Consider the following 24,001-nt stretch of genomic DNA (forward strand, 5'->3'; position numbering starts at 1 on the left):
CACGGGAGGTTCCTGCATGCGCGACATCGACCGGCTGCGCGCTGCCTGCGCACAGCGAGTACGGGACATCGCGGTACCCCGGCCCTTCGAGATAAGCCTGTTCCGGCGCAACGTCGCCGCCCACCGCGGCCGGCCGATCCGCGTGATCCGCATACCCGGCCTGGCCCGCGAGCAGGGCTTCCCATACGGGCTGTGGGTCGCCTACGACGAGCACGACGAGATCTACGTCGAGCGTGAAACCTCGGGCCTGCACCGCGCCCAGATCGTCCTGCACGAGCTGGCGCACATGCTCTGCGAGCACGACCCGGACGAGGTCATGGACGCCGCCGTCGTGCGCCAGGTCGTCCCGCACCTTCCCGGCGACGGCGCGATCAGCCACATGTTCGCCCGGCACAACTACAGCCGCTACCAGGAGCAGGAAGCCGAGATGACCGGCTCCCTGCTGCTGGAGCGCGCCGGGGTGCCCGCGCAGCGCGGCGCCGGCGACGCGGACGGGCTGCTCGACCGCCTCGGCGAAGCCCTCGCCCATCCCCTGCGAGACGAGCGCCGCGATGGTTAGCGCCGCCGTTATGAGCCTGCTGTGGATCACCGTCATCTGGCGCGCCCCCGCGGCCCGCCGCACCCCGATCAAGAAGTCGCTCTGGCTGGCGCTGACCGGCCTGGCCATCGCCCTTACTGTGGAACTTCCCTGGTCGATCACCATCATCGACCGCGCCACCGGCGTGACCGACCTAGCCACCCTGATCAAGCACGTCGTCGGCGTCGGCGCCTGCGCAGCGGTCCTGGACTGGGTGATCGCGCTGACCGAGCCCCAGCGCATCCACTGGCACCTGCGGCACCGGCACTCGATCGCCGCGGCAGCCGCCACCGCGCTGGCGGTCCTGTTCTTCCTGGCACCGCGCACCGAATCCACGTACTACTTCGCCTCCACCGACGGCAACAACATCGCCATCGCCTACCTGCTCGTGTTCGAGTCCTACCTCGGCTTCGCCATGGCGCTGGCAGCGCAGATGTTCTGGACCGGGGCGCGACGGGCACGCACCGGCTTCCTGCGCCTGGGCCTATGGCTGCTGACCGCCGGCACACTCCTCGGCACGCTGTACGCGATCGTGCGCGTCACCATGCTGCTGATCTGGCTGGCCGGCGGGAGCATGCCCGACGGAAACCAGGCCGCCGCCCATGCGAGCGACGCGCTGCAAGCCCTCGCCATCGGCCTGATCCTGCTCGGTATCAGCATCCCGACGGCCGAGGTCGCCTGGCGTACCTGGAGCCATCTGCGCGACCTGCTCACGCTGCGCCCGCTGTGGCAGGAACTGTCCCGTGCCCTGCCCACCGTCGTACTCGGGGTCGCACCCAGCCTGCGCGACGACGTCACCGCCACACGCCACCTCGGCATCCGCAGGCTGCGCCGGGTCATCGAGATACGCGACGCGGTCCTGCTGCTGCGCCAGCACATCACCGAATCCGACTGGCAGCGCATCCACGAGCTGCTTCGCGACGCCAGGCTGCACGGCACCGACCTGGACGCCGCAGCGCAGGCCGCCTGGCTCGGCGTCGCCCTGCGCTCGCACGCCCGCGGCGAACAGCCCGCCCACAACCTGACCGCCCTGCCCGCCCACGGCGCACGGGAGATCGAGGGCGAGGTGCGCTGGCTGCGCGCGGTCGCCAAAGCCCGACGATCCCCCCTCGTGCAAGCCATCGAACGGCAGGTCGACCAGGCACGCACCACCCACGGAGAACCAGCATGAGCACCACCGCCCCCACCCGCTCGGCCCGATTCGTCACCGACGCCTTCGAACCCAAGAACTGGATCATCGCGCTCACCGTCCTGGTCGGCTGGCACGTGGACCGGATCGCCGGAATCGGATGGGGCCTGCTCGGCGCACTGTTCGCAGCCGTCCTCCCCATCAGGTTCATCAAGTTCGGCATGCGCCGCGGCCGCTGGGCGGACCGCCATGTAGGCGTCAAGCAGCACCGGCTGATCGTGATGACGTTCATCATCGCCTCCGTAGCCACCGGCATCGCCCTGATGGCGACCCTCGGCGCCCCCCGCGCGATGGTCGCCCTGATCGTCTCCATGCTGACCACACTCGCCGCGCTCATGGCCATCACCACAAAGTGGAAAATCAGCGTGCACGCCGCCGTGTCCTCCGGCGCAGTCGTGCTGCTCACCCTCACCTACGGCCCGTGGATGCTCCTGCTCTACCCGCTAGTCGCCCTCGTCGGCTGGTCGAGGATCGCGCTGAAGGACCACACCCCCGCCCAGGTGGCCGCCGGAGCGCTGCTCGGCGCAGCCGTCGCCGCAGCGACCTTCCTGTTGATCCGCTAAGCGGCGGTAAGTGGCGAGCCCATCACGAGTCTTATCAGTCCACGGATTCCTCGGAGCGGTCCCGGTACGCTCGTCGCGGGCACGCAGCATCAAACTGACGTGAGGGTGGGGCGCCGTGGACCTGGACCTCGTGCGAGCGGCCATCGGGGTGGAGCACCCCTCGATGCTGAACGTCTCAGGGCTCTATGTGTGGGCTGACACCGGGAGACCCGGCCAGCCGGTGCTCTACATCGGTCAGGCCGTAACGTGCGCAGCCGCACGAACAACGAGCGTAGGTGGGCCACGAGTTTCCGGGAACGCCGCGACAGCGGGCAGAGCCTCTGGCAATCGGCCGGCTGCGCGCTGTCCCCGATCCTCGCCGCGGCTATCGAACCGATCGCGGTGATGTGGCCGATGGACGAGCAACGGCGAGCGGCCACAGAGACCGCCCTGGTGCGTCTGGCAGCCATGACTGGCGCGACTCCGCCCGCACAGGGAGGCGGCTGGAACTGGAGCCGGGAAAGTTCCGTCATCGGCCAAACCGCCAACTCTATGCTGGACCACTGGTTCACCCTGGGCCACGCACTTGCGGCGGCCCTCGCACCGCAGCCGTAGGCCACCGAACAACGACCTCCGGGACAGTGCCGCAGCCGAGCCACCGCGCCGCTGAACCGCCACAGTTGCTGGCCAAGAAACTGACCGCCCGCTGGCCAAGTTTCTGAACATAGCGGCCTGCCTGTATGGATCTTCTACGAATTCGGGCGCTTCGTCGCCCGGCCCTTCGGTCGCACCACCGAGTGTCGCAATCTTCAGGGGCGCGCGACGCAGGTGCCGTCGCACCGGTTCCAGGTGTTTCCGCACTGGCATGGCACCACGGAACTCACGTCGTCACGTTCTAGGAGGAGGACCACGTTGGCGTAGATCCGGCTAGCCGTGTCCAGGCCCGCGCGGTAACGATCGATGTCCTCGCAGTCGTCGTCGGGCACACTCACCCACGCGAGTATCAACAGGCGCATCACGTGCAGCAGATACGTTGCGGGCGTGTAGTAGTTGGCCTGGTTGATGTCTTCGGGCCGGCGGGAAGAGTCGGTTGCGGCCTTCCACATGGCATGATCGGCAGTCACCAGCAGTCCGAGCCGCCGAATCTTGCGGCCAGCGGACTTCATGGCCTCCAGCACGTCCTCGCGCGCGGGTTGGTCCGGAACCAACAGGTTCCTGTCCCTGATGTCGCTGATGATGTCGATCGCCTGGCGGGCCAAGTAGTTCATCCGGTCACCCGGCGTGGCCCCGTCCAGCCCGGCGGCAATGTGCGGTGGAACCGCGCGCGGTTTCGCAACCTCGGCCGACACCCAGCAGGTCATTGCCTCGTCCTTCAGTCGGCCGAGGCGAGCGGCGGAGACTCCAGCGCCGAATCGGTTGTAAGCACCCTGCTTGCTGATGTTCAGGGACAGGCCGATCTGTGCCCACGGCACCTCGCGCGTCCGCGCCTCGGCGACAAGATCCTTCCGGATTTCTCCCAAGGCTGCTTCCAGCAGGCCCACCGCATAGATGTACCGCAGTGCCGGGTCTGCATCGCCATCGTCCTCAAGACCGGGCGGATTCAGTCCGCTGCCGAACGTCTTGGCCAGTTGGCCGACTGCCCGCCTGGCCTCGAACACCTTGACGTCAGATGAGTAGGGCCAGGCGTCGGAATCGCACGGGACGCCGGGCCAACTTGGGCTGTTCTGCTCCTGGTTCACGCCCGCCACCTTAGGTGTGCCCGCGTCCGTCCGCGGGGCTCGGTACACGCCAAGCGTACGAGCGTACACGCGGTATGTACGTGCGGCATCGGGCCTGTTGCCGGGATGCTCTGATGACCGGCATGGCATCCAGCACCCTGAGTCTCGCGCCAGCCGTGTTCGCAACCGCGTCCCTGCTTGTCCGGGCGGTGGCGCCGGTGGCCCGCGAAGTCCGCAACTGTCTCCTCTTGTGGCTCGCGCTCCGTGACACTCGGCCCGGACAGCGTTCCGAGGTCATCAAGGCCCTGCCGCCTCTTGACCGGCAACGGCCATCGCTCGGACACGAAGTTGAGGGAGACCAGGGCCAGAAGCCCACGGACATGTCGCTGGCCAGGGACTGACTGCAGGACGCCGCCGTGATCATGGCCGCCCTCTGTGCGGCCCGGGGACCGCTGACCCCGGGCGCCCTGGCCGACGCGCTGACCTGGAACCTCGAACGCGTCCAAGACGCCTTGGAGTTGGCCGCCGCCGATCCCGACTTGCCCGCCCCGCTCGGCCTGCGCCGCCACGTCCACGGCGCCTACACCCTCACCCCACGTCTGGACCTGCTCACCAGCAGGCAGCACGACCACCTCAACCATGCCGCCGACATGGACGCCTTCGAGTTCACCGCCGCGCACACCGCGGTGCTGCTCGCCGCCATCGGCTCCGGCCGCACCTTGCGCTACGCGAACTGGAAAGCCAAGTACGCGGCCGAGCACACCGAACTGCTCGAACTCGGGCTGCTGCTGCCGCTGCCCGGCGAGGCAGACCAGGCGGACGTCCACCCCGACGTGCTCTACGGCCTCGGCGCGCCCTGAGCACGCGATGGTGATTATTCGGTCGATCGGCGCGTGGCATCACGAATGAGCACACCGGTCTCACAGGTCGTCTCCCGTATTCGTTCGGCGCCGTCTGGCCGGTAGGGCTTGCAACAGGCGGGCATCGATTCCCAAAAGCCGCCCGGCCTGCGAACGGGCTCTGATACGTTCCGCTCACTGCGTTGCTCCGCAGTGACCTTTGGGGGGCGTCATGGATCCGGGAGTGTTGGCTGACCACGCCATCACGGTGCTGGCCGAGTACCTCAAGACCATCGCGGGTGGCGCCGCGCAGGGTGCCGAGAACGCGGCGCGCGACGCGGCGGCGCACCGGGTGTATCAGCTGGTCGGCGCGCGGCTCGGTGCCGACGGCGGCGCGCATCAAAACGCGTGGCAGGCGTTCACCGCCGCGCCGACCCTGCCGCAACGCGGCGGCGTGGTCGCCGGACTGGCTCAAGAATTCGAGCGTGACCCGAGTTTCGCCCACGAGCTGGCCGGCCTCGTTGCCGGAACCGGCCCTGCCGGGCAGACAACGACCGTGTCGCCGACCTATACCGTCTCTGGCGGCCACGTCGGCAGCATCGGCACCGCAGTGGCGACCGCCCCTGGTGCCTTTGCAGTCACGGGCAGCGGCCACTCCGTCGGCAACGACCAGCGCACCTTCATCCAGAACCTCGTGCAGCAGCGCGGATGGCGTCTCTACACGCTGATCGGGCTGGTCGTCGCAGCGCTGGTCGCGCTGATCGTCTTCGCGCTCCACGCTGGCTCGCCGAGCGCTGATACCTCGGGCAGCTCCGCGACATCCCCGTTGGCCTCCGCGCCGGGCGCGGTCGGGGCCGAGCACTCCTCGGCGGCGGCGTCGGCCACCGCCGCCCCGCCAAGCGGCCCAGCCACGCCGGTACAGGGCGCGGCGATAGCCACCGTGCAGACTGCGGCGTGGTTTTACACATGGGCGGACGGCAGCGTCCTGGTCGACGAGTACGGTCATACGAACGAGACCCCGGGCGATCCCGCGGCCGCGACCGACTTCGGGACCGCCACGGTGACGACCTACAGCCTGCCGTCGGGAACGCAGATCGCGTCCTTCGCCCCGGCCGACCTGCAGCACTCGGCCGGCGGATGCGCCGACACCCTGGTGCGCGACAGCGCTGGACACGACATCCTGCTGACCGAGTACACCAAGTCGGTGGCCGCCCAGGGTATCGTCGCCGGGTCGAACACCGACGTGTTGCAGGCCCTCGATGCGGGCACCGGCACCGTGCTGTGGACCGACGCCCTGCCCGACTACACGTCCGGTGACGCCAAAAACTCCGCAGACTTCTGCGTGCGCTCTTCCTCCAATACCGACTTCCTGGCGTTCACCACCGACGGCCGGTATCTGGTCGACACCGAACTGGGAGACGCCCCCTACCTGATCGACCTGAGCACCGGGGCGTCCTCCCACGTGCCGGACGCGACCGGGACCCTGGGCCGGTGGATCGTGGAGGAGAAGGGCTCCTCTCCGGTCACCGCGCTCGACCTGGTCGACCCCGCCACGGGGGCCGTGGCGGGCACGATCACCAACAGCGCCGCGCTCTCCCTGCTGTCCAAGGGCGCCGTTGAAAACGGCGACTCTACAGTGGCGGCCGACGGTCGCAGCATCCTGCTGAATCAGGGATCCGCCATCGCTCTGCCATCCGGCCGCACGCTGTGGAGCGCGCCACAGAACCCAAGCTGGCCTGGGTTTATAATGGTTGATCCCGATACCGGCACTGGTTTCGCCTATGGCCAGCAGTCCGCCGGCGGCCCACCGAGCACAGTGATCGCATTCAACTCGTCCACAGGCGCCACTATGTGGAGCGTGCCGATCACCCAACTATGCGGCGCGACCAACGGACGCGTCTACGTCGAAGCGAATAACCAGCTAGCCGTCCTCAACGAGAAGACCGGCGCCCAAATCACCTACGACGCGTCGATCACCGGCTGCCCGACTGTCTTGGACGGCGCGCTTGAGCAGGCAACTACGGGCTCCGCAGGGGGCACCGTGTACACGTTCACAGTCGGATGAACAGCGGCTGACCAGTCGCATGCGTGGGAACCACTGAACCTGGCACGGCATTTCCCCGCTCTTGACCCAACGCTCGGGTCCGTGCGACCAGACACAACGTAGCTCTCTGTAACCATCGTAGAGTCCGTTCAGCGTGCTCGAAGAGTCGCTGAACCTCGCGAATCGTCAGCTCGGCCCTCCTCCCGAGTCGCAGACACCCAGACAGGAAAGCTTGCGCTCGTTACCGTTAGTTACTTTGCCTCTAGTGACGCGGACCCGAGTTCCGGGCCACCCTCGCCCGGGGGCGCAGCCACCTCGTGTGGCCAGAGCAGCGATCAGAAACCTGGCCAGGCGACGTTCACCTTCTTGGCCAACCGCAGGTCATTTTCTTGGCCACCCACAGCCGCCGAAGCGCTCACGAGCTTCGGGGCACAGGCCGCACCTGCGGCTCGACCTGCTCGCGGGGGCTGCACCCTACGCGGAGTTCACTTCAGCGTCCATGAGTTGCACATCACATTGATTCTGGTTGACTCCATGCCTTCGTATCAGCCTATGGTTTTCGAAGTCAGCAATAGCTGAAGTCAATCGCGACATGCTCGTGCGCAGCTGCTCCATGCCTGGGGACGGAAACAGCATGTCCTCGCGGAGAGGAACCCATGTCTACTTCCGGACCATCCGCGCCCAGGGCGGCAGCGTGAAGAAGCTCGCACTCGCCGCCGGTGCAGGGGCACTGAGCCCCCTCGGACTCGTCCTGGCCGTCGCCCTGACCGCCGGTGGAACCTCGATCGTCAGCCCGGTCGTCGCCGCAGCAGCCGCATGCCAGTCCGGGTCGGCGACGACCGGGACGGACCTGGGCAACGGCCAGACCCTGACCGCCGAGCAGGTGGGCAACGCGCAGATCATCTATCAGGTCTCGGCGAACCTGAAGCTGCCCTCGTGGGCCGCGGTGATCGCCATCGCCACGGCCATGCAGGAGTCCAGCCTGATCAACCTGACCACCGCCACCAACTACGACTCGCTCGGCCTCTTCCAGCAGCGCCCCTCCCAGGGCTGGGGCAGCGCTGCCGAGGTGACCGATCCCGTCTACGCCTCCGAAGCGTTCTACGCCAGGCTGATCAAGGTGCCGAACTGGCAGAGCATCCCGCTGGCCCAAGCGGCGCAGGCCGTACAGCACTCCGCCTATCCCGACGCCTACGCCCACTGGCAGGCACAGGCAAAGCAACTGGTAGGCACCTTCGACGGCGCCGCCTCGAACTGCTCCGGCAGCACAAGCGACGGGGACGGGCAGACCACGACCAGTCCGGTGCAACTTCCGGTCGGCTTCAGCCTTCCCGCCGGAACCCCCGTACAGGTCGTCACCGCCATCAACTACGCGCTCACACAACTCGGCAAGCCGTACCTCTGGGGCGGCACGGGACCGAACGGCTACGACTGCTCCGGCCTGGTCATGGAGGCGTACCTCGCTGCTGGGATCACACTTCCACGCACCACCTACCAACAGGTCAGTTCAGGCACGCCGGTCTACTCCGCGAACCAGCTCGAACCCGGCGACCTCATCTTCACCGCCGGAAGCGATGGCACGGCCGCCAATCCCGGGCACGTGGGGATCTACATCGGGAATGACCTCGTCGAGGACGCACCGCACACGGGTGCTTATATCGAGTTGTCCAAGTTCGATGGCGGTTACTGGAACAAGAACGCGGTCGCATTCCGCAAGATCGCATAAAGCCCTTGGCACGTGCCCAACGGTGGCTGGCCGCGCCCTCCCATACACCAGCATGCGAGATCCGATGGCCGCAGCTCAGCGCTGTCGGCGGTCTGCGATACAACAGCGCAGTCACGCCGGCCAGGTTTCCTGGACAGTCACGACCAGTGCCGCGACGTGAAGATCAGGATAGGTGCGTACAGATGACGATCGGACAACCGTGGACCGAGACGCGGCTTGTGGTCGTCGACGTCGAGGGCAACGGCGAACATGCGGCGAGACTCGTCGAGCTTGCAGTGCTGCCGATCGTCGACGGAGTGATCAGTGACCCCACAACGTGGATGGTCCGACCGCCCACTCCAATCACCTGGCAGGCCACCCGTGTTCACGGCATCACAAATCAAGACGTCGCAGACCTACACCCATTTGCGACGGTCGAGGACGATGTCCTCGCGCACCTGGGCGTCGGGGCTCTCGTGGCGCACAACGCATATGCCGATCTCGCCGCCCTCGGACGCGAGGTACCGAGCTGGCAGCCGTCTGCGGTCATCGACACACTCAAACTCGCACGCGAGGTGCTTCCGGGTCTCAAGCGGTATGCGCTCCGCGATCTCGCGGACGCCTTCGGGCTCGACGCGGGAATTCCGCCCGGCTGGCGGCGCCATTGTGCCGCATACGATGCGCTGGTTACCGCCCGTCTGCTGTTCCGTCTGGCCGCGGAGGGTGGATTGACGACGGTCGCCCAGCTCGCCAGCTTGCCTGCGGCAACTCCGAAGCCGACGACCTTGTTCTGACCGAATACCCGACACCGTCAACGAACAAGGGCGAAGGGCGCCGCAGATCCAGCGGCGCCCTTCATCTGCACTTCGACAATGTTGGCCCACCCTAGGTCTTCATCAGCGTTCCCCGCTCCGTCGCTTCCCAGCTGTCCGGCCAGTGACCGCACTGCGCCCACTTGATCTTGACGGCACCGGGCCTGGTGTTCAGCACCACGCCCGTGAGATAGCAGCCGCATGCGGCCTTGCGAGTCGACTGCCAGGGGCGGCCGATCCAGCTGTCCTCCGGCGTCTGGGCGTAGCGGTCATGGATGTTGATGTCGCGCATGATCCTGTTCTTTCGCGGATGATCGAGGTTGGCGTTACGGCGCCGGGGAAGCGGCGGGGCCGCTGTGCGAGACGACGCTGGCGGCCTCGAACGGGTCGAGCGCTTCGTCCCCGCCGGGAAGTTGGGCATAGAACTCTGTGCACAGTTCGTCGAGTCGGGCGTAGAGGTCTGCGATCTGCTGCCATGCGTCGCGGTACGGCATTGGAAGATCGTCAGCGGTTAGGCCCCAGTCGAGGGCACCGCAGATCCCGCCTTCCCAGTTGATCTTGTCTCGTACGTCTTCGCCCGTGTCGAGCGGGAAGCCAGGCACGGTGACTCCTGTCAGGTGTCGTTGCCGCCGGGTAAAGCGGTCGGCATAGAGCGCGAGGAGTGCCCGGCCTGTGACGACGGGGCACCGCTGTCAGGCGCTACGTGCAGACCGGGTCGGGCAGGCGGCAAACCGCCGGCCCGGGGAGGCAGAACGTGCCGCAGCAGTATCCACAGACGACGATCCAGGTCCGGGAAAGCGCACGCCCGCGGTGCTACGGAGCGGGGATGCGACCAGCACCGCTCGAACGCGGCGCTCACGCGGAAACCCTGTCCTGGAGCCACGCCTTGACGTCGGCGGGGTCGTACTTGCGATATCGGCCCACCTTGTAGGACCGCGGCCCGGTGCGCTTGTAGTTCATCTGGTACAGCGTGCGAACCGGTATGCCCAGGATGCGGGCGGTCTCCTGCAGACTCAGCAGCGGATCAAGAGAGTCAGCCATTGCTTCGGCCTCCTTAGTAATCGTGAACGTTGGCGTCCGCGACGCCTCTCGCGTCGACGCCCAGGAACCCAAGGGTTGGCGAGATGTTCCGTCGCGGCTCGTTGCCTTCAGCTGGTGTCGACGGAATTGCGCCTGCAAGGGCTGCGGCAGCGGGGTTCCGATGACGCCCGCTTGGCTGCGGACCGCCAGCTCATTCCGGCGCCGCCTCGCCGGCCGACGCTTGCGACTCAAGCCACACTCGGATGTCGTCGGGCGCGTACCGCCGGTAGCGGCCCACCTTGTAGGACCGCGGACCTGTTCCTCGGTAGTTCATGTAGTGAAGCGTCGCGGGCGGCACGCGCAGCAGATCCGCAGTCTCCTCGTGGCTAAGCAGCCTCTGTAGTCCCGCCACAACCCCTCCAGGTGTCATATTGACATCACTAGATGTCAATCTGTCGTCACTTCGGCTACTGTCGCAGGGCGCTAGCGCGAAGTCAATATGACTGCTAGAGTTGTCAATATGACATCCACTCATAGCGGTTTGGCCCCAACCGACCCGCGACGTTTGACTCCCAGCGATGCGGTCGGCGCGCGCATCCGCGAAGAACGCCAGCGGCGGGGATGGACGGCGACCCAGCTGGCCGAGAAGTGCACGCGGGCGGGCGCACGGAACGTCTCAAAGACCGTTCTGGCTCATATCGAGGGAGGTCGCCCCGGCACAGACGGCCAGCGCCGCAGAGACGTCACCGTGGACGAACTGCTGATGTTCGCCGCCGCGCTAGACGTCGCGCCGCTCCACCTCATGGGATTTCCGCAGGAACACGGTGAGCAGATCGAGGTGATGGTCAACGCCACAACACCTGTCGGCGATCCCGACGAACTGCTGCTGTGGATGCGCGGCGACCAACCGCTGCCCGAGACCGACTCTCGGATCTACTTCACGACTGCGCTTCAGCACATGCCCATGCCCGACCCGGACCGCGTCATGGACGAGCTGAGAAAAGCCGTACTTCAAGACCGTGCCAAGGAGCTGGCAGCACAATTCCGCGCCTCTGCCCAAAGCGTCGCCGCTCAAGCGCGCGAACAGGTCGAGAGCGTCATCGGACAGGTAGGCGCGGCACTGGCCACCGGCGCAGACGTCCAAGACGTACTTGTGCTCCTACGGAACGCCAGCGAACGCTTCAGGGAAGACGAAAACCAATCGGAAGGCTGAGCCTTCACGCACAACGCACTCGCACGAAAGGCACGTCATGGCACACGTCGCAGATCTTTGGATGAGCACCGTCAAGGGCGACGACGGCGCACCCAAGAAGGTCAGAACCAAACGCTACGGCAAGGGAAAGCGCTGGCTGGCGCGGTGGGTGGACGACGAGGGCGAGTCTCAGTCGAAAGCCTTCGAAAAGAAGGCCGACGCGGAGGCCCACGCCGACAAGATGGCGACGGACGTCAGGCAGGGAGACTACTTCGACCCCGACGCTGGAAAGGTCTTCTTCTCCGAGATCGGCGGACGGTGGCTCACCTCCCGCATCGTCGATCCCTCCAGCTATATCCGATACGCAGGGGTCTACCGGCTGCATGTCGAGCCGAAGTTCGGCAAGCGCCAGGTCAGGTCGATCGCGCCGTCCACTATTCAGGCGTGGATCGGCGAGCTCGCTCGGACGCACGGCCCGTCGACGATCATCACGGCCTTTCAAATCCTCCAAGGCGTCCTAGACCTGGCTGTGGCGGACGAGGCTCTGAAGAAGAATCCTGCTAAGTCCCCGATCGTCCAGGTGCCTAAGTGGATCGGTCAGAAGATCGTCCCGTGGACCGACGAAACGCTCTACGCCGTCATCGACAGCCACGAGGATTTCGTGCGGGCCATCCCGATCATCGGAGCCGGCTGTGGTCTGAGGCAGGGCGAGATATTCGGCATCGCCCTCGAAGACGTCGACTTCGCCGAACAGAAGCTCTACGTCCGACGACAGATCAAGAAGCTCGGCCCTGACTTCATCTATGCCCTACCGAAGAACGACCGAGAGCGTGTCGTTCCACTTCCCGATTGGGTGGCGCAGGTGGTGCGAATCCACCAAGCCAAATTCAAGCCCCGCCCGCTGTCGCTGCCCTGGGAAAAGACCGATGGGAAGCTCGTCACTCACAACCTGCTCTTCCGATGGACGGACGACAAGGTGATGCGCGCCCGCCTCTACAACGAGATCGTATGGCGTCCGGGACTGGTGCGGGCCGGACTCGCACCCGAACCGATCAAGGACGCACGGGGCCGCAAGCGCTACGTCAACAACCGCCAAGACGGCATGCATGCGCTGCGTCACTACTACGCAAGCGTCCTGCTGGCCGACGGAGTGTCGATCAAGGAGCTCGCGGAGTACCTGGGACACGCCGATCCGGGCTTCACTCTCCGGACCTACATCCACATGCTGCCCGACTCGCACGAGCGCGCCATCCGGGCCATCGACGGTCGCCTCTTCCGGCTGCGCGCCGTCGCTGACGCGACATAGACGCAATGACACCCATTCGATCTTGTTGGGAACCCTGAGACGAACGACCTTGCCACCTGGAAATGGGGGGCGATACTGACAAAGTCGCGAAAAAGAGAGTGCCACGAGTTCTCCACAATTCCGGCCTCGCGGCTGCCGGAAGTGGCTGCCGGTGCGCAGCCGAGAGCAGCGTCCTCGTGTCGAGTGGTCTTGGCCTCTTACGCAACGCGGATCAAGGTTCGTGGGTTGCGACATGTTTTGCACGTAGGTCCCCGTACCTCGCCATGCCTTGCCTTTGATGGGTTGGATGGTTTGTGGCTCAACTGCGGGGTGGTTTCAGTACCGTGACCCATATCCGGGACGTCCCGGCGCTAGGTTGGCGAAGGGGTGGGCATCGGATGTTGGGCGTGGTGTTCGTGCACGGGTTCAACTCCAATCCGCGGATGTGGGACGCGTTCGGCAGGCTGGTAGCGGGCGACCGGGCGCTTTCGCGCGCGGTGGCCGAAGCGCTTCCGCGGTTCGGGTACGCTACTGCGCTGCGTCGGTGGCATCTGGCACGGGCGATCCCGTCCTTGGACACGGCGGCGGACAGCCTGAAAGAGTACCTGCGCACTGAGGCCAGCCCCGAGCGGTTCGAAAGGCTAGTGCTGGTGGGACACAGCATGGGCGGGCTGGTGATCCAGAGGTGCCTGGTACGGATGCTGGCTGAAGGGCGCGGACAAGAGCTGACACGGGTGCGCCGAGTGGTGTTGCTGGCCACACCGAATGCCGGGTCGCTGCTGGCAGCGGGCACCCGCCGAGTGCTGCTGGGTAGCAATCCACAAGAGCAGCAGTTGCGCCCGCTCAACGCGCAGGTCGCCGACACGCTGCGGATTGTGCTACGAGATGTAGTGGGTGCCGCAGTCGAGCCGACCGAACGCACCTGCCATATCGAATTCTCCGTGTACGCGGGTGAGTCCGACGCGGTGGTCCCACCGGCCTCCGCGCAGGCCGGGTTTCCCGATCCGCTGGCCCTGCCTGGGGATCACTTCACGATCGTTCGCCCGGACTCGCACGAGCACCGCACGTACACGACGATCAGGCGGCTGCTGCTAGAGGCCACCGGCAGCGACCCGCCACCGCAGAGCGTGATCACGCTCGATCCCGCCGTTCTAGAAGTTCATAACGCAGTCGCCGCCGGGCAGAATGCGAACGCCAGTTTGACTACATACCTTCCGCGCGCACACGACCACTACCTGCGCGAACTGCTAATTCCGACGTTCGCGGGCGGCGGATCGCGGTTGGTGACTCTGAGCGGTGGATCGGCGACTGGCAAGACCCGCGCCATCTATCAAGCGCTGGTTGAGCTGGCGCCACATGCGCCGATGCTGCGCCCCGCGGACGCGCGAGCGCTGCTAGATCTGCTGGAGACCGGACAGGTCAAGCCAGGCTATGTACTTTGGCTGAACGAGGCCCAGCGGTATCTATATGACGCCGTCGGTGAGCAGGCCGCCGCTCGACTGCGCACCACGCTGGAGAGCACCGCTGGGATCGCGACGCTCGCCACGCTGTGGAATGACCCATTCTGGAGGGAGCTGACCATTCCCGAGCCGGGCGACCCGCACGCCCAGGCGCGAGCGCTGCTGACACATCCAGGGTTCGCAGTGCGCCTGGATGTGCCTGACCATCTGACCGCCAAGGATCTGGAGGCGTGGCGGCAACTGGTCATTACCGACGACGACCCGCGCCTCAAGGAGGCGCTAGCTGCCGGGGCAGGTGACGGGCGGGTCATCCAACATTTGAGCGGCGGTCCCGAACTGCTGCGGGCTTATCTGGCCGGCCCAGGGATGCTATTCACCGCACGAGAGTACGCGCTGCTGAATGCGGCGCTCGACGCGAGACGACTTGGGCACATGTCCCCGCTGCCCGCAACGCTGCTGGCCCAGGCCGCCGACGACGATCTGCCCGCCCGCCACCGAGCTTCGGACCGGGATTGGGCGCAACGCGACCTGCACTCCCTTGCCAGCGGACGACGCGCTGACGGTTCCCGCACCGACATCCGTAACACGCTGACCGCACTGAGCGAGGTTCGTACCCGCGCGGGCACCGAGCCCGGATACGAGCCAGCCGACTACCTCGACCAATACTCCCGCCGTCGGCGCGCCGACCAGATCGGCACTCCCGCACTGTGGCGATCCCTGATCGAGCACACCGTCGACCTCGACGACCAAGACCGCCTCGCGCGGGCCGCCTGGGACCGCGGACTGCGTACCACCTCCGTGAGCCTCTGGCACAAAGCCGTCACCGCGGGCAGCCCCACCGCGGGCCTAGCCCAGCTCGGCCCCGACCTCGACCCTAGTCACGCCGCCGCCACGTACAGCGCCACACATGCCGAACTAGCCAATCCGAGCGCCGTCGTCTCCTTGTTGCAGGCGTTGCGGGAGATCGGGGCTGAGCAGGCGGTCGCCACGCTTCTGGGACGCAACCCCGCTGCCTGCGTCGACCCAACCGATCCGAGTGCGGTGGCCTGGTTGCTGAAGGAACTGCGGGAGACCGGGGAAGAGGTTGCGGTCGCGACACTGGCCACGCGCGCCGTCGTTCACGCAGACCTAACCAACCCACGCGCGGCGGCCCGGCTACTGGAGGAGCTGCGCAAGACTGGGAAAGAGGTTGCGGTCGCGACACTGGCCACACGCGCCGCTGCCAACGCAGACCTGGCTGACCAAGTCGCGGTCGCCCGGCTACTGAAGGGGTTGCGCGAGGTCGGGGTGTCGGCGGCGCTGAAATCCACCATTGAAACCATGATCGCGTCCACGTAATCCACCAGGCGGGCCGGGGTGCGTCGCCGTAATCCACCAGGGTGGCGGCGGTCGTCCTCGGCCTGGGTTCGGTCCTCCCGAACGAAGCACACTCTCACTCACCGACCGGTGAGTGAGGGGCTTGATGGCAAGGAGGACGTTCACGATGGTGGATTTGATCGAGCTGTATGTGCACTGGTACGCCGGTCGGTCGAAGTCGGCGCTGGCCGAGAGCCTTGGTTTGGATCGCGGCACGATTCGCAAGTATCTGGCCCCGGCCGAGGCTGCGGGCCTGGTTCCGGGCGGGGATCCGATCGGCGAGGAGGTGTGGCGCGAGCGGGTCGCCGAGTGGTTCCCGCAGGTGGTGGATGCGAAGTTGCGGCAGGTCACGTGGCCGGCGATCGCGGTGCACCGGGACTACATCGTCGAGCAGCTGGGGGCCGGGGTGACCAAGGCGACGATCCATCAGCGGCTGCGCGATGAGCACGGGCTGGAGGCCGGGTTGACTTCGCTCAAAAGGTGGATCGAGGCGAATCTGCCCGACGAGGTGGTGCGCGGCCGGGTCACGGTGTACCGGCCGCCGGTGCCGCCGGGCGAGGAAGCGCAGATCGACTACGGGTCGCTGGGGATGTGGCTGGACCCGGTCACCGGCAGGCGGCGGCGGGTCTGGGCTTTCATCATGGTGCTCGCCTGCTCGAGGCACATGTTCGTGCGTCCGGTACTCACGATGGACCAGGCCAGCTGGAGCGCGGCGCATGTGGCGGCGTTCGACTTCTTCGGCGGGGTCCCGCACCGGCTGGTACCGGACAACCTCAAGACCGGAGTGGAGCGCCCGGATCTGTACGACCCGAAGCTGAACCGCTCCTACGGGGAGCTGGGGCGGCACTACGGGACGTTGATCGATCCTGCTCGGGCGCGCAAGCCGAAAGACAAGGCCAGGGTCGAGCGGCAGGTTCCTTACGTGCGGGACTCGTTCTGGCGGGGCCGGGAGTTCGCCTCGCTCGTCGAGATGCAGGCCGCTGCCGTGACCTGGTGCCTACAGGTGGCCGGGCGCCGCGCGCACCGCGGGCTGGACGGGGCCGCGCCGCTGGCGGTGTTCGAGGCCGCCGAACGCGAAGCGCTGATCCCGCTGCCGACCACGCGTTTCACCCTGGCGACCTGGTCGATAGCGAAGGTCGCCCCGGATTGTCACATCAAGGTCGGCAAGGCGCTCTACAGCGTGCCGTGGCACCTGATCGGCGCCCGCGTGGACGTGCGCGCCACCGCCACGATGGTGCAGATCTTCCACGACGGGCGGCTGGTCAAGACGCACGTCGCCGCGATGCGGGGCAAACGCACCGACCACGGCGACCTGCCCGAAGAGAAGATCGCCTACTACATGCGGACCCCGGCCTGGTGCCGGACCACGGCTGAGGAGGTCGGTCCCGCCTGCGTGGAGGTAATCGCCGCCCTAAACGAACAGGGCGTGATGTTCAAGCTGCGCCAAGCCCAAGGAATCCTGGGGCTGCGCGACCGGCACGACCCGGCGCGGCTGGAGGCGGCCTGCCGCAAGGCGCTTCAGGCCGGCGACCCGTCCTATCGCACCATCAAGGGCATCCTCGCCCTGGGGATCGAGGACGACCCGGTCACCCGGCCGACCGGGGACGGTGGCGCCGCAGCGTTCCTGCACGGCCCGCAGCAGCTGTTCGCCATCGCCGCCCTGGAGGCGACGGACGGCGCCGCCGTCATCAGCACGTCGGCCGCGGACGCCGCCAACGCCATGGCGATCTCGGACGCCTTCGCCACCACCACGAACGGAGACCACCGGTGACCGCCTCATCCGTGCTCGACCCCGCGCTGCACGACTCCCTGCGCACCCTCAAACTCTCCGGGATGCTCGAGACCCTCGACGCCCGCCTGGCCCAGGCCCGTGGCGGCGATCTGGGACACCTCGACTTCCTGCAAGTGCTCTGCGACGACGAGATCACCCGCCGCGAGCAGCAGGCGATAGCCCGCCGCATCCGCCGCGCGCAGTTCGAGTCCCCGCAGGCCACGCTGGAAAGCTTCGACTTCGCCGCGGCACCGAAGCTGCCCGCCGCCCAGATCCGCGACCTGGCCGCGCTGCGCTGGCTCGCCGCCGGGGAGTCGTTGATCGCCTACGGGCCGGTCGGGGTCGGCAAGACCCACGTCGCCCAGGCCATGGGACACCTGGCCATCCGCCGCGGCGCCGAGGTCCGCTTCGCCAAGACCTCCCGCCTGCTCTCCGACCTGGCCGGCGGGCACGCCGACCGCAGCTTCGACAAGCGGATGCGCGACTACATCAGGCCTGCGCTGCTGATCCTCGACGACTTCGCGATGCGCGAGTTCACCCCGCAACAAGCCGACGACCTCTACGAACTGGTCTCCGAGCGCACCGCCTGCGGCGCGGCGATGGCACTGACCAGCAACCGCCAGCCCTCGGACTGGTACCCGCTGTTCCCCAACCCGGTCGTCGCAGAGTCCTTGCTCGACCGGCTCATCAACAACAGCCACCAGGTATTCATGAACGGACCCAGCTACCGACCGAACAAGCGACCCGGCCGGTCCGCCGACACCACGCAGACCAAGAACGAGTAACCTACGCCACGGGCCGAACCCGGTGGATTCCGCGGACGTGCGCCTGGTGAATTACGCCGTCGTCGACAGTCGGGGCCGAGCAGGCGGTTGCCACACTGCTGGGGCGCGACCCTGCCGCACATGTAGACGTATCCAAGCCGGGTGAGGTCGCCTTCTTGCTGGGGGCATTGTCGGAGGTAGGGGAGCAGGTAGCGATGACGGCGCTGGCCACGCGGGCCGCTACTCTCGCCGACTTGACCAACACAAACGGGGTGTCCCACCTGCTACGTGCGTTCGTGTGGGTCAAGGAGGCGAAGGCGATGCTGTTGGAACGCGATCCGGCTGCACACGCCGACCTGACCGACCCAGGCGCGGTAGCTTCCCTGCTGGAGGCATTGGGAGATCACAGGGCCAGGCTTCTTGAACGCGACCCGGCCGCGCACGTCGATGTGACCAACCCAGGCGCGGTCGCACGCCTGCTAGAGGGGCTACGGCAGGCGGGGGCCGGGCAGGCGGTCGCGACGCTCCTAGAACGAAACCCGGCCGCACATGCCGACCTGACTCGCCCAGACAGGGTGGCCTTCCTGCTAGACAAGTTGCAGCAGGCGGGGGCCGGGCAGGCGGTCGCGACGCTCCTAGAACGAAACCCGGCCGCACATGCCGACCTGACCGACCTGGACGGGGTGGTTTCGTTACTAATCCGCTTGCGAGAGTCCGGGGCCGAGGAGGCATTGGCCGCACGCGCCGCCGCCAACGCGGACCTGACCGACCTACGCAAAGTGGCGCGACTGCTGGAGGCGTTGAAGTCGTTGGATGCCGAGGAAGCGGTCGCGGCGCTGGCCGCACGCGCCGCCGCCGACTCTGACCTAACCGACCCAGGCGCGGTGGCCTGGTTACTAAAACAATTGCGGGAGGCCGACACTAATGAAGCGGTCGCAGTACTACTGCACCGCGACCCCGCCGCTAATGTTGACCTGACCGACCCGGACGGGGTGGTCTGGTTACTAAAACAGTTGCGGGCAACTGGGGCCGAGGAAGCGGTCGCGGCGCTGGCCGCACGCGCCGCCGCCAACGCCGACCTGACCGACCCGGGCGCGGTGGGACGACTGCTGAAAGCGCTACGCGAGGGCAGAACTGAGCAGGTCGCAGCTGTGCTCGTCACGCGTTTGGAGAACGCGGGACGCCTCCCCCAGCACTTCGCCCCCCACGGACGCGAGCCCAACAGCCAGCAATCCCCACCCTGGAAGTGGCATGATCTCTTTTCCGGAGCCTGAGCAGCCGCGTCTACGAACATGGCTCACATGCCAAACGCCTGTCAGATACTGGTAGAGCAACTGCATCAGCTTGGTGCGCAAATAGTCGGCTACTCTTAGGCGCCGCCCATCGAAGACCACGGGCAGTTCACCGGGCGCAACATAGTTCCGTGTCTTCGTGTGCCAGTTGATCGACAAGATTATCCTCGTTGATCTTTCAGGTACCCACGAGCGCTTTATACTGAACCCGACCGCCAAACTGCTCGACATCCTGCGGGATCAGCCACTTTTTGAACACCCGCCCTCCGCCCTAATGCCACATGCGGGAGCTCGGTCAGTCGGCGCGACTGAAGTGGGGCTAGTCGAGCGCAATGTCGCTGGCAGCCAGTCCGTGCAAGCTGGCCTTCGCGCCCTTCCGGAATATCCTGCAAAACAAAAGGCGAAGATTAATATTGGAAATCAATCCAGCACTGTTAGCGGTCGGCGTCTGGCAAGCCTGCTTGCATTAGAGCCCATTGCAGCCACGAAGGCTCGTCGTCGTACAAATTAAGCCAGACTTTACACTCGGGACTTGCGGTTCCTGCATTGGGAATGATGAAGGTTTCGCGAATCCGCTCCCCAGGCAATGTCCTTCGGAGTGCCACAGAGCCATCAGGCAGACTATGAGCTTCATCCTCTTTGGAAGCCGGGTTACCAGGCAGGCCGGAGAACACAACTCCGTGAATGTCGCCCGATATGGCCATTTGCTCAAGTGCCCCCTGAGCCAACTGCGCACCCTTGTGTTCCAAAGGGGCCGCTGCCAGGGCAGACTTCATGAATGGCTCGTTTGCAAACATTCCTTCATCGAGCTCGCAGCGCAACCAGCCGCCGTCTTGGGCAGGTTGGCCAGCCTTGGTGGCAAGCTTGGCACCAATACGCTTCCACCCGTCGATTTCCGCCCCCTCAGCAGCGGACTTCTGAAGTTGAACTGCGACTTCGTCACCAACGCCCATGTACAGGCATTCAACCCCAATCGGACTCTCCCCGTGCGCAAGCATGACGTCGGGCTTCCAATTCCTCGGGCCGCGGTCCACCTCCAGTGCGACAGTGTTGCTTCGCCTCTTCTCAAGTGCCGCGACGTCGAACTGGAGCCGAGCGGAGTTAATGACGCCCGCCTCAAGTTGAGACCGCATCTGCCTTAGAACCGTTGGCAGGCCCGGCGACCCATCGAGCACTCTCAAACGCGCCGCAAACTCGACGAGCGACGCCACGTGCTGGAGCGTGTACGGGGCCAGTGCGAACCTCAGGTACGGCTGTTTTGCCTTGGCCTGGAACTTTCCGGGCCAATCGTCTCCGAGTACCTCGGCAAGAACGCCCGAAGCCCACACACCCCGGCTCTTCCAGAGCTCAGGATAAGTGCTCGCATTGATCTTGGTACTCAGGTCGGCGAAAGTACGGGGCGCGGTTCGTATGAAATCCGCAGCTCTGGCCGTGGGGTCGGTACTTCCACTCATGGGGTGCTCCAGCTGAACCGTCAAAACGCTACCGGCCCAGCTCGTGCGCGGAGTCAGTACGGACGACAGCATTCTACATCGCGCGGCGACGGTGGTCCGGCTGTTCGGCGACCAGTGCCCGCGGGCTGGACCAGTCGGTGGAGGCCAAGCCGAGCCGCACGGCCAGGTACAGCCATGGGCACGATCCGGCTCTACTTCGCTCCTGACGCAACAGGGACGCAACACGACCCTGCTGACCATTGACTCGGCAGGCTCGCAGGCTCGCCGAATCCGATCCGAAAACGCCCTGATCAGCCCTTGAGGAGTTGGCGGGCCATGACGACGCGCTGGACCTGGTTGGTGCCCTCGTAGATCTGGGTGATCTTGGCGTCACGCATCATCCGTTCGAGGGGGTAGTCCTGCGTGTAGCCGTAGCCGCCGAGCAACTGGACCGCGTCCGTGGTGATCTCCATCGCGGCGTCGGAGGCGAAGCACTTGGCTGCGGCGCCGTAGAAGGTCAGGTCGGAGTCCCCGCGCTCTGACTTGGCCGCGGCGGCGTAGGTGAGCTGGCGCGCGGCGGCGATCTTCATCCCCATGTCGGCGAGCATGAACTGGACGCCCTGGAGTTCGGCGATCGGCTTGCCGAACTGCCTGCGCTGCTTGACGTACTCGGTCGCGTAGTCGAGTGCGCCCTGCGCGACGCCGAGAGCCTGCGCGGCGATGGTGACGCGGGTGTGGTCGAGCGTGCGCATCGCGATGCGGAAGCCGGTGCCGGGCTCGCCGATGATGCGGTCGCCGGGGATCCAGGTGTCGTCGAAGTACAGCTCGCGCGTCGGCGAGCCCTTGATGCCGAGCTTGCGTTCCTTGGCGCCGAAGGTGAAGCCCGGGTCGCTCTTCTCGACCACGAACGCCGAGATGCCCTTGGTGCCGATGCCGGGCTCAGTCACCGCCATGACGGTGTAGTACTCGGACACGCCCGCATTGGTGATCCAGCGCTTGACGCCGTTAAGCCGCCAGCCGTCGCCGTCGCGGACGGCACGTGTGGTCATGCCGCCGGCGTCGGAACCGGCCTCGGGCTCGGACAGCGCGTAGGAGAAGGTCGAGCGGCCCTCGGCCACCGGCGGCAGGTACTTCTGCTTCAGCTCCTCGGAACCGGCCAGGATCAGCGGCATCGTGCCCAGCTTGTTGACCGCGGGGATCAGCGAGGAGGACATGCAGGCGCGGGCAACCTCCTCGATCAGGATGCACGTCGCCAGCGCGTCGGCCCCGGCCCCGCCGTACTGTTCCGGGATGTGGATCGCGTGCATGTCCGCGGCGTGCAGCGCATCGTGCGCCTCCTGCGGATAGCGGGCCTCCGCGTCCACGGCGGCGGCGTACGGCGCGATCTTCGTCTCGGCGAGGGCACGCACCGACTCGCGCAGGAGGTTGTGCTCCTCGCGAAGGGTGAAGAGGTCGAAGTCCAGGCTCTGGTTCACGCAGCCATTGTTACCCATCGGTAGGGAGTGCGCCATACCCACCCTGGCAATGCACACCGTGATGCATTAAGACGCAGGCCACCCCGTGAGTAACCGCACTGCGGGCATTGTTCACCGTCAAGGCGTTAGGGTCGTCTCGCGCAGCATAAGAGCGGAAGGGGAGACGGCACGTGGCCGCACGGATAACAGTCATCGGCACCGGATACCTCGGTGCCACGCACGCGGCCTGTATGGCCGAGCTGGGCTACGAGGTCCTGGGAATGGACATCGACGCGGAGAAGATCGCCGCGCTCACGGCCGGGAAGGTCCCGTTCTTCGAGCCGGACCTGGAGGACCTGCTCGCGAAGCACGTGGCCAGCGGTCGGCTGCGGTTCACCACCTCGTACGCCGACCTCGCCGCGTTCGCTCCCGACGTGCACTTCATCTGTGTCAACACTCCCCAGCGCAAGGGCGAGTACGCTGCCGACCTCAAGTACGTCCAGGCGGTCGTGGACGGGCTCGCCCCGCACCTGGAGCAGCCGACCGTGATCGCGGGCAAGTCGACCGTCCCGGCCGGCACGGCGGTGCAACTGGCCGAGCGGTTCGCCGAACTGGCCCCGGCCGACGCGCAGGTCGAGCTGGCGTGGAACCCGGAGTTCCTGCGCGAGGGCTACGCGGTCGGCGACACACTGCGGCCGGACCGGCTGGTCATCGGCGTCGCGTCGCAGCACGCCGAGAACGTGCTGCGCGACGTGTACGCGCCGCTGACCGACGCCGGAGTGCCGCTGGTCGTCACCGATCTGGCGACGGCCGAACTGGTGAAGAACGCGGCGAACGCATTCCTGTCCACGAAGATCTCGTTCATCAACGCGATGGCCGAGGTCTGCGAGGCCGCCGGCGGCGACGTGATGAAGCTGTCCGAGGCGCTGTCGTACGACGCACGCATCGGCGGCAAGTTCCTGGTGCCGGGCCTCGGCTTCGGCGGCGGCTGCCTGCCCAAGGACATCAGGGCGTTCATGGCGCGTGCCGGAGAACTGGGAGTGGACCAGGCGCTCGCGTTCCTCAAGGAGGTCGACGCGATCAACATGCGCCGCCGGGTCCGCATGGTCGACCTGGCCCGGGAGCAGTGCGACGGCTCGTTCCTCGGCAAGCGGGTCGCGGTCTGGGGCGCGGCGTTCAAGCCCAACTCCGACGACGTACGAGACTCGCCGGCGCTGAACGTGGCGGCCTCGATCCTGCTTCAGGGCGCGCAGGTGACCGTCTACGACCCGAAGGCGAACGACAACGCCGCCAAGAACTTCCCGACGCTGGCATATGCGGATTCCGCGCTCGACGCGGCGCAGGGCGCGCACGTGATCCTGCACCTGACCGAGTGGCAGGAGTTCCGCGAGCTCGACCCGGCGGTCGTCGCACAGTACACGTCCGTCCACCGCATCGTGGATGGTCGTAACGCGCTCAACGCGGACCAGTGGCGCGAAGCGGGCTGGACGTACCGCGCACTCGGGCGGCCAGTCGTCGGCGACGACTCGCTTTAGATGTAGCCGCGTA

Annotated in this window: 22 protein-coding genes; 15 read left to right on the top strand and 7 right to left on the bottom strand. The window is 66.5% G+C overall.

Annotation, left to right across the window (positions count from 1 at the left end):
- Window positions 1-16 precede the first annotated feature (16 nt).
- From VGS97_RS27890 to VGS97_RS27905, 4 genes are all read left to right on the top strand, one after another.
- A complete protein-coding gene (locus tag VGS97_RS27890) occupies window positions 17-559 on the top strand; it encodes a hypothetical protein (RefSeq protein WP_326856654.1) in 543 nt (180 codons plus the stop codon).
- A 10-nt stretch (window positions 560-569) separates the two neighbouring features.
- Window positions 570-1,748 carry an MAB_1171c family putative transporter gene (locus tag VGS97_RS27895; RefSeq protein WP_326856655.1) on the top strand — a complete coding sequence of 393 codons (1,179 nt, stop codon included), beginning with the start codon at window positions 570-572 and terminating at the stop codon, window positions 1,746-1,748.
- On the top strand, window positions 1,745-2,329 hold the full coding sequence (locus tag VGS97_RS27900) for a phosphatase PAP2 family protein (protein WP_326856656.1): 585 nt from the start codon (window positions 1,745-1,747) through the stop codon (window positions 2,327-2,329). The genes VGS97_RS27895 and VGS97_RS27900 overlap by 4 nt, the downstream gene beginning before the upstream one ends.
- A gap of 246 nt (window positions 2,330-2,575) precedes the next feature.
- Entirely contained in the window at window positions 2,576-2,923 is a 348-nt protein-coding gene (locus VGS97_RS27905) for a hypothetical protein (RefSeq protein ID WP_326856657.1), read from the top strand.
- A 194-nt stretch (window positions 2,924-3,117) separates the two neighbouring features.
- Here the strand turns inward: VGS97_RS27905 and VGS97_RS27910 are convergent, their stop codons facing one another.
- Window positions 3,118-4,047, bottom strand: a complete 930-nt coding sequence (locus VGS97_RS27910; protein WP_326856658.1) for a hypothetical protein — start codon at window positions 4,045-4,047, stop codon at window positions 3,118-3,120.
- 401 nt (window positions 4,048-4,448) lie between these two features.
- Here VGS97_RS27910 and VGS97_RS27915 point away from each other — a divergent pair, with 401 nt between their 5' ends.
- From VGS97_RS27915 to VGS97_RS27930, 4 genes are all read left to right on the top strand, one after another.
- Complete coding sequence (locus VGS97_RS27915) at window positions 4,449-4,886, top strand: hypothetical protein (RefSeq protein WP_326856659.1); 438 nt, start codon at window positions 4,449-4,451, stop codon at window positions 4,884-4,886.
- A 226-nt stretch (window positions 4,887-5,112) separates the two neighbouring features.
- On the top strand, window positions 5,113-6,930 hold the full coding sequence (locus VGS97_RS27920) for a PQQ-binding-like beta-propeller repeat protein (RefSeq protein ID WP_326856660.1): 1,818 nt from the start codon (window positions 5,113-5,115) through the stop codon (window positions 6,928-6,930).
- 613 nt (window positions 6,931-7,543) lie between these two features.
- Window positions 7,544-8,635 carry a C40 family peptidase gene (locus VGS97_RS27925; protein ID WP_326856661.1) on the top strand — a complete coding sequence of 364 codons (1,092 nt, stop codon included), beginning with the start codon at window positions 7,544-7,546 and terminating at the stop codon, window positions 8,633-8,635.
- 182 nt (window positions 8,636-8,817) lie between these two features.
- Entirely contained in the window at window positions 8,818-9,408 is a 591-nt protein-coding gene (locus VGS97_RS27930; protein WP_326856662.1) for an exonuclease domain-containing protein, read from the top strand.
- Between the two features lie 91 nt (window positions 9,409-9,499).
- On the opposite strand, the gene VGS97_RS27935 is transcribed toward VGS97_RS27930, so the two are convergent.
- The 4 genes from VGS97_RS27935 to VGS97_RS27950 all read right to left on the bottom strand — a co-directional run bounded on the left by VGS97_RS27935 (window position 9,500) and on the right by VGS97_RS27950 (window position 10,858).
- A complete protein-coding gene (locus VGS97_RS27935) occupies window positions 9,500-9,718 on the bottom strand; it encodes a hypothetical protein (protein ID WP_326856663.1) in 219 nt (72 codons plus the stop codon).
- Between the two features lie 34 nt (window positions 9,719-9,752).
- Window positions 9,753-10,028 (bottom strand): hypothetical protein, encoded by a 276-nt coding sequence (locus VGS97_RS27940; RefSeq protein WP_326856664.1) that lies wholly within the window; start codon window positions 10,026-10,028, stop codon window positions 9,753-9,755.
- 253 nt (window positions 10,029-10,281) lie between these two features.
- Window positions 10,282-10,467 carry a helix-turn-helix domain-containing protein gene (locus tag VGS97_RS27945; RefSeq protein WP_326856665.1) on the bottom strand — a complete coding sequence of 62 codons (186 nt, stop codon included), beginning with the start codon at window positions 10,465-10,467 and terminating at the stop codon, window positions 10,282-10,284.
- 190 nt (window positions 10,468-10,657) lie between these two features.
- A complete protein-coding gene (locus tag VGS97_RS27950; RefSeq protein WP_326856666.1) occupies window positions 10,658-10,858 on the bottom strand; it encodes a helix-turn-helix domain-containing protein in 201 nt (66 codons plus the stop codon).
- Window positions 10,859-10,966: 108 nt separating this feature from the next.
- Here VGS97_RS27950 and VGS97_RS27955 point away from each other — a divergent pair, with 108 nt between their 5' ends.
- The 6 genes from VGS97_RS27955 (at window position 10,967) to VGS97_RS27980 (ending at window position 19,548) form a co-directional block, all read left to right on the top strand.
- On the top strand, window positions 10,967-11,659 hold the full coding sequence (locus tag VGS97_RS27955) for a helix-turn-helix transcriptional regulator (RefSeq protein ID WP_326856667.1): 693 nt from the start codon (window positions 10,967-10,969) through the stop codon (window positions 11,657-11,659).
- Window positions 11,660-11,720: 61 nt separating this feature from the next.
- Window positions 11,721-12,944 (top strand): tyrosine-type recombinase/integrase, encoded by a 1,224-nt coding sequence (locus VGS97_RS27960; RefSeq protein ID WP_326856668.1) that lies wholly within the window; start codon window positions 11,721-11,723, stop codon window positions 12,942-12,944.
- Window positions 12,945-13,321: 377 nt separating this feature from the next.
- Window positions 13,322-15,721, top strand: coding sequence for an alpha/beta fold hydrolase (locus VGS97_RS27965; RefSeq protein WP_326856669.1), 2,400 nt, complete (start codon window positions 13,322-13,324; stop codon window positions 15,719-15,721).
- 145 nt (window positions 15,722-15,866) lie between these two features.
- Window positions 15,867-17,510, top strand: a complete 1,644-nt coding sequence (gene istA, locus VGS97_RS27970) for an IS21 family transposase (RefSeq protein WP_326856670.1) — start codon at window positions 15,867-15,869, stop codon at window positions 17,508-17,510.
- Window positions 17,507-18,295 carry an IS21-like element helper ATPase IstB gene (gene istB / locus VGS97_RS27975; protein ID WP_326856671.1) on the top strand — a complete coding sequence of 263 codons (789 nt, stop codon included), beginning with the start codon at window positions 17,507-17,509 and terminating at the stop codon, window positions 18,293-18,295. The genes istA and istB overlap by 4 nt, the downstream gene beginning before the upstream one ends.
- Before the next feature lie 194 nt (window positions 18,296-18,489).
- Entirely contained in the window at window positions 18,490-19,548 is a 1,059-nt protein-coding gene (locus tag VGS97_RS27980) for a hypothetical protein (protein WP_326856672.1), read from the top strand.
- 452 nt (window positions 19,549-20,000) lie between these two features.
- Here the strand turns inward: VGS97_RS27980 and VGS97_RS27985 are convergent, their stop codons facing one another.
- A complete protein-coding gene (locus VGS97_RS27985; protein WP_326856673.1) occupies window positions 20,001-21,020 on the bottom strand; it encodes a hypothetical protein in 1,020 nt (339 codons plus the stop codon).
- Between the two features lie 290 nt (window positions 21,021-21,310).
- The gene (locus tag VGS97_RS27990; RefSeq protein ID WP_326856674.1) at window positions 21,311-22,474 is read right to left on the bottom strand and encodes an acyl-CoA dehydrogenase family protein; all 1,164 of its coding nucleotides are present in this window, start codon (window positions 22,472-22,474) and stop codon (window positions 21,311-21,313) included.
- A gap of 170 nt (window positions 22,475-22,644) precedes the next feature.
- Between VGS97_RS27990 and VGS97_RS27995 the strand changes: the two genes are divergently transcribed.
- Entirely contained in the window at window positions 22,645-23,988 is a 1,344-nt protein-coding gene (locus VGS97_RS27995) for a UDP-glucose/GDP-mannose dehydrogenase family protein (RefSeq protein WP_326856675.1), read from the top strand.
- The last annotated feature ends 13 nt before the right edge of the window (window positions 23,989-24,001 follow it).

This window comes from Actinocrinis sp., assembly GCF_035946395.1.
Taxonomy (GTDB): Bacteria; Actinomycetota; Actinomycetes; order Streptomycetales; family Catenulisporaceae; genus Actinocrinis.

Coding starts and splice junctions, on each gene's coding strand:
- istA (WP_326856670.1), top strand. CDS start 15,867: ATGGTGGATTTGATCGAGCTGTATGTGCACTGGTACGCCGGTCGGTCG.
- VGS97_RS27925 (WP_326856661.1), top strand. CDS start 7,544: ATGTCCTCGCGGAGAGGAACCCATGTCTACTTCCGGACCATCCGCGCC.
- VGS97_RS27945 (WP_326856665.1), bottom strand. CDS start 10,467: ATGGCTGACTCTCTTGATCCGCTGCTGAGTCTGCAGGAGACCGCCCGC.
- VGS97_RS27890 (WP_326856654.1), top strand. CDS start 17: ATGCGCGACATCGACCGGCTGCGCGCTGCCTGCGCACAGCGAGTACGG.
- VGS97_RS27985 (WP_326856673.1), bottom strand. CDS start 21,020: ATGAGTGGAAGTACCGACCCCACGGCCAGAGCTGCGGATTTCATACGA.
- VGS97_RS27915 (WP_326856659.1), top strand. CDS start 4,449: ATGGCCGCCCTCTGTGCGGCCCGGGGACCGCTGACCCCGGGCGCCCTG.
- VGS97_RS27965 (WP_326856669.1), top strand. CDS start 13,322: ATGTTGGGCGTGGTGTTCGTGCACGGGTTCAACTCCAATCCGCGGATG.
- VGS97_RS27955 (WP_326856667.1), top strand. CDS start 10,967: ATGACATCCACTCATAGCGGTTTGGCCCCAACCGACCCGCGACGTTTG.
- VGS97_RS27930 (WP_326856662.1), top strand. CDS start 8,818: ATGACGATCGGACAACCGTGGACCGAGACGCGGCTTGTGGTCGTCGAC.
- VGS97_RS27895 (WP_326856655.1), top strand. CDS start 570: ATGAGCCTGCTGTGGATCACCGTCATCTGGCGCGCCCCCGCGGCCCGC.
- VGS97_RS27980 (WP_326856672.1), top strand. CDS start 18,490: ATGACGGCGCTGGCCACGCGGGCCGCTACTCTCGCCGACTTGACCAAC.
- VGS97_RS27900 (WP_326856656.1), top strand. CDS start 1,745: ATGAGCACCACCGCCCCCACCCGCTCGGCCCGATTCGTCACCGACGCC.
- VGS97_RS27960 (WP_326856668.1), top strand. CDS start 11,721: ATGAGCACCGTCAAGGGCGACGACGGCGCACCCAAGAAGGTCAGAACC.
- VGS97_RS27935 (WP_326856663.1), bottom strand. CDS start 9,718: ATGCGCGACATCAACATCCATGACCGCTACGCCCAGACGCCGGAGGAC.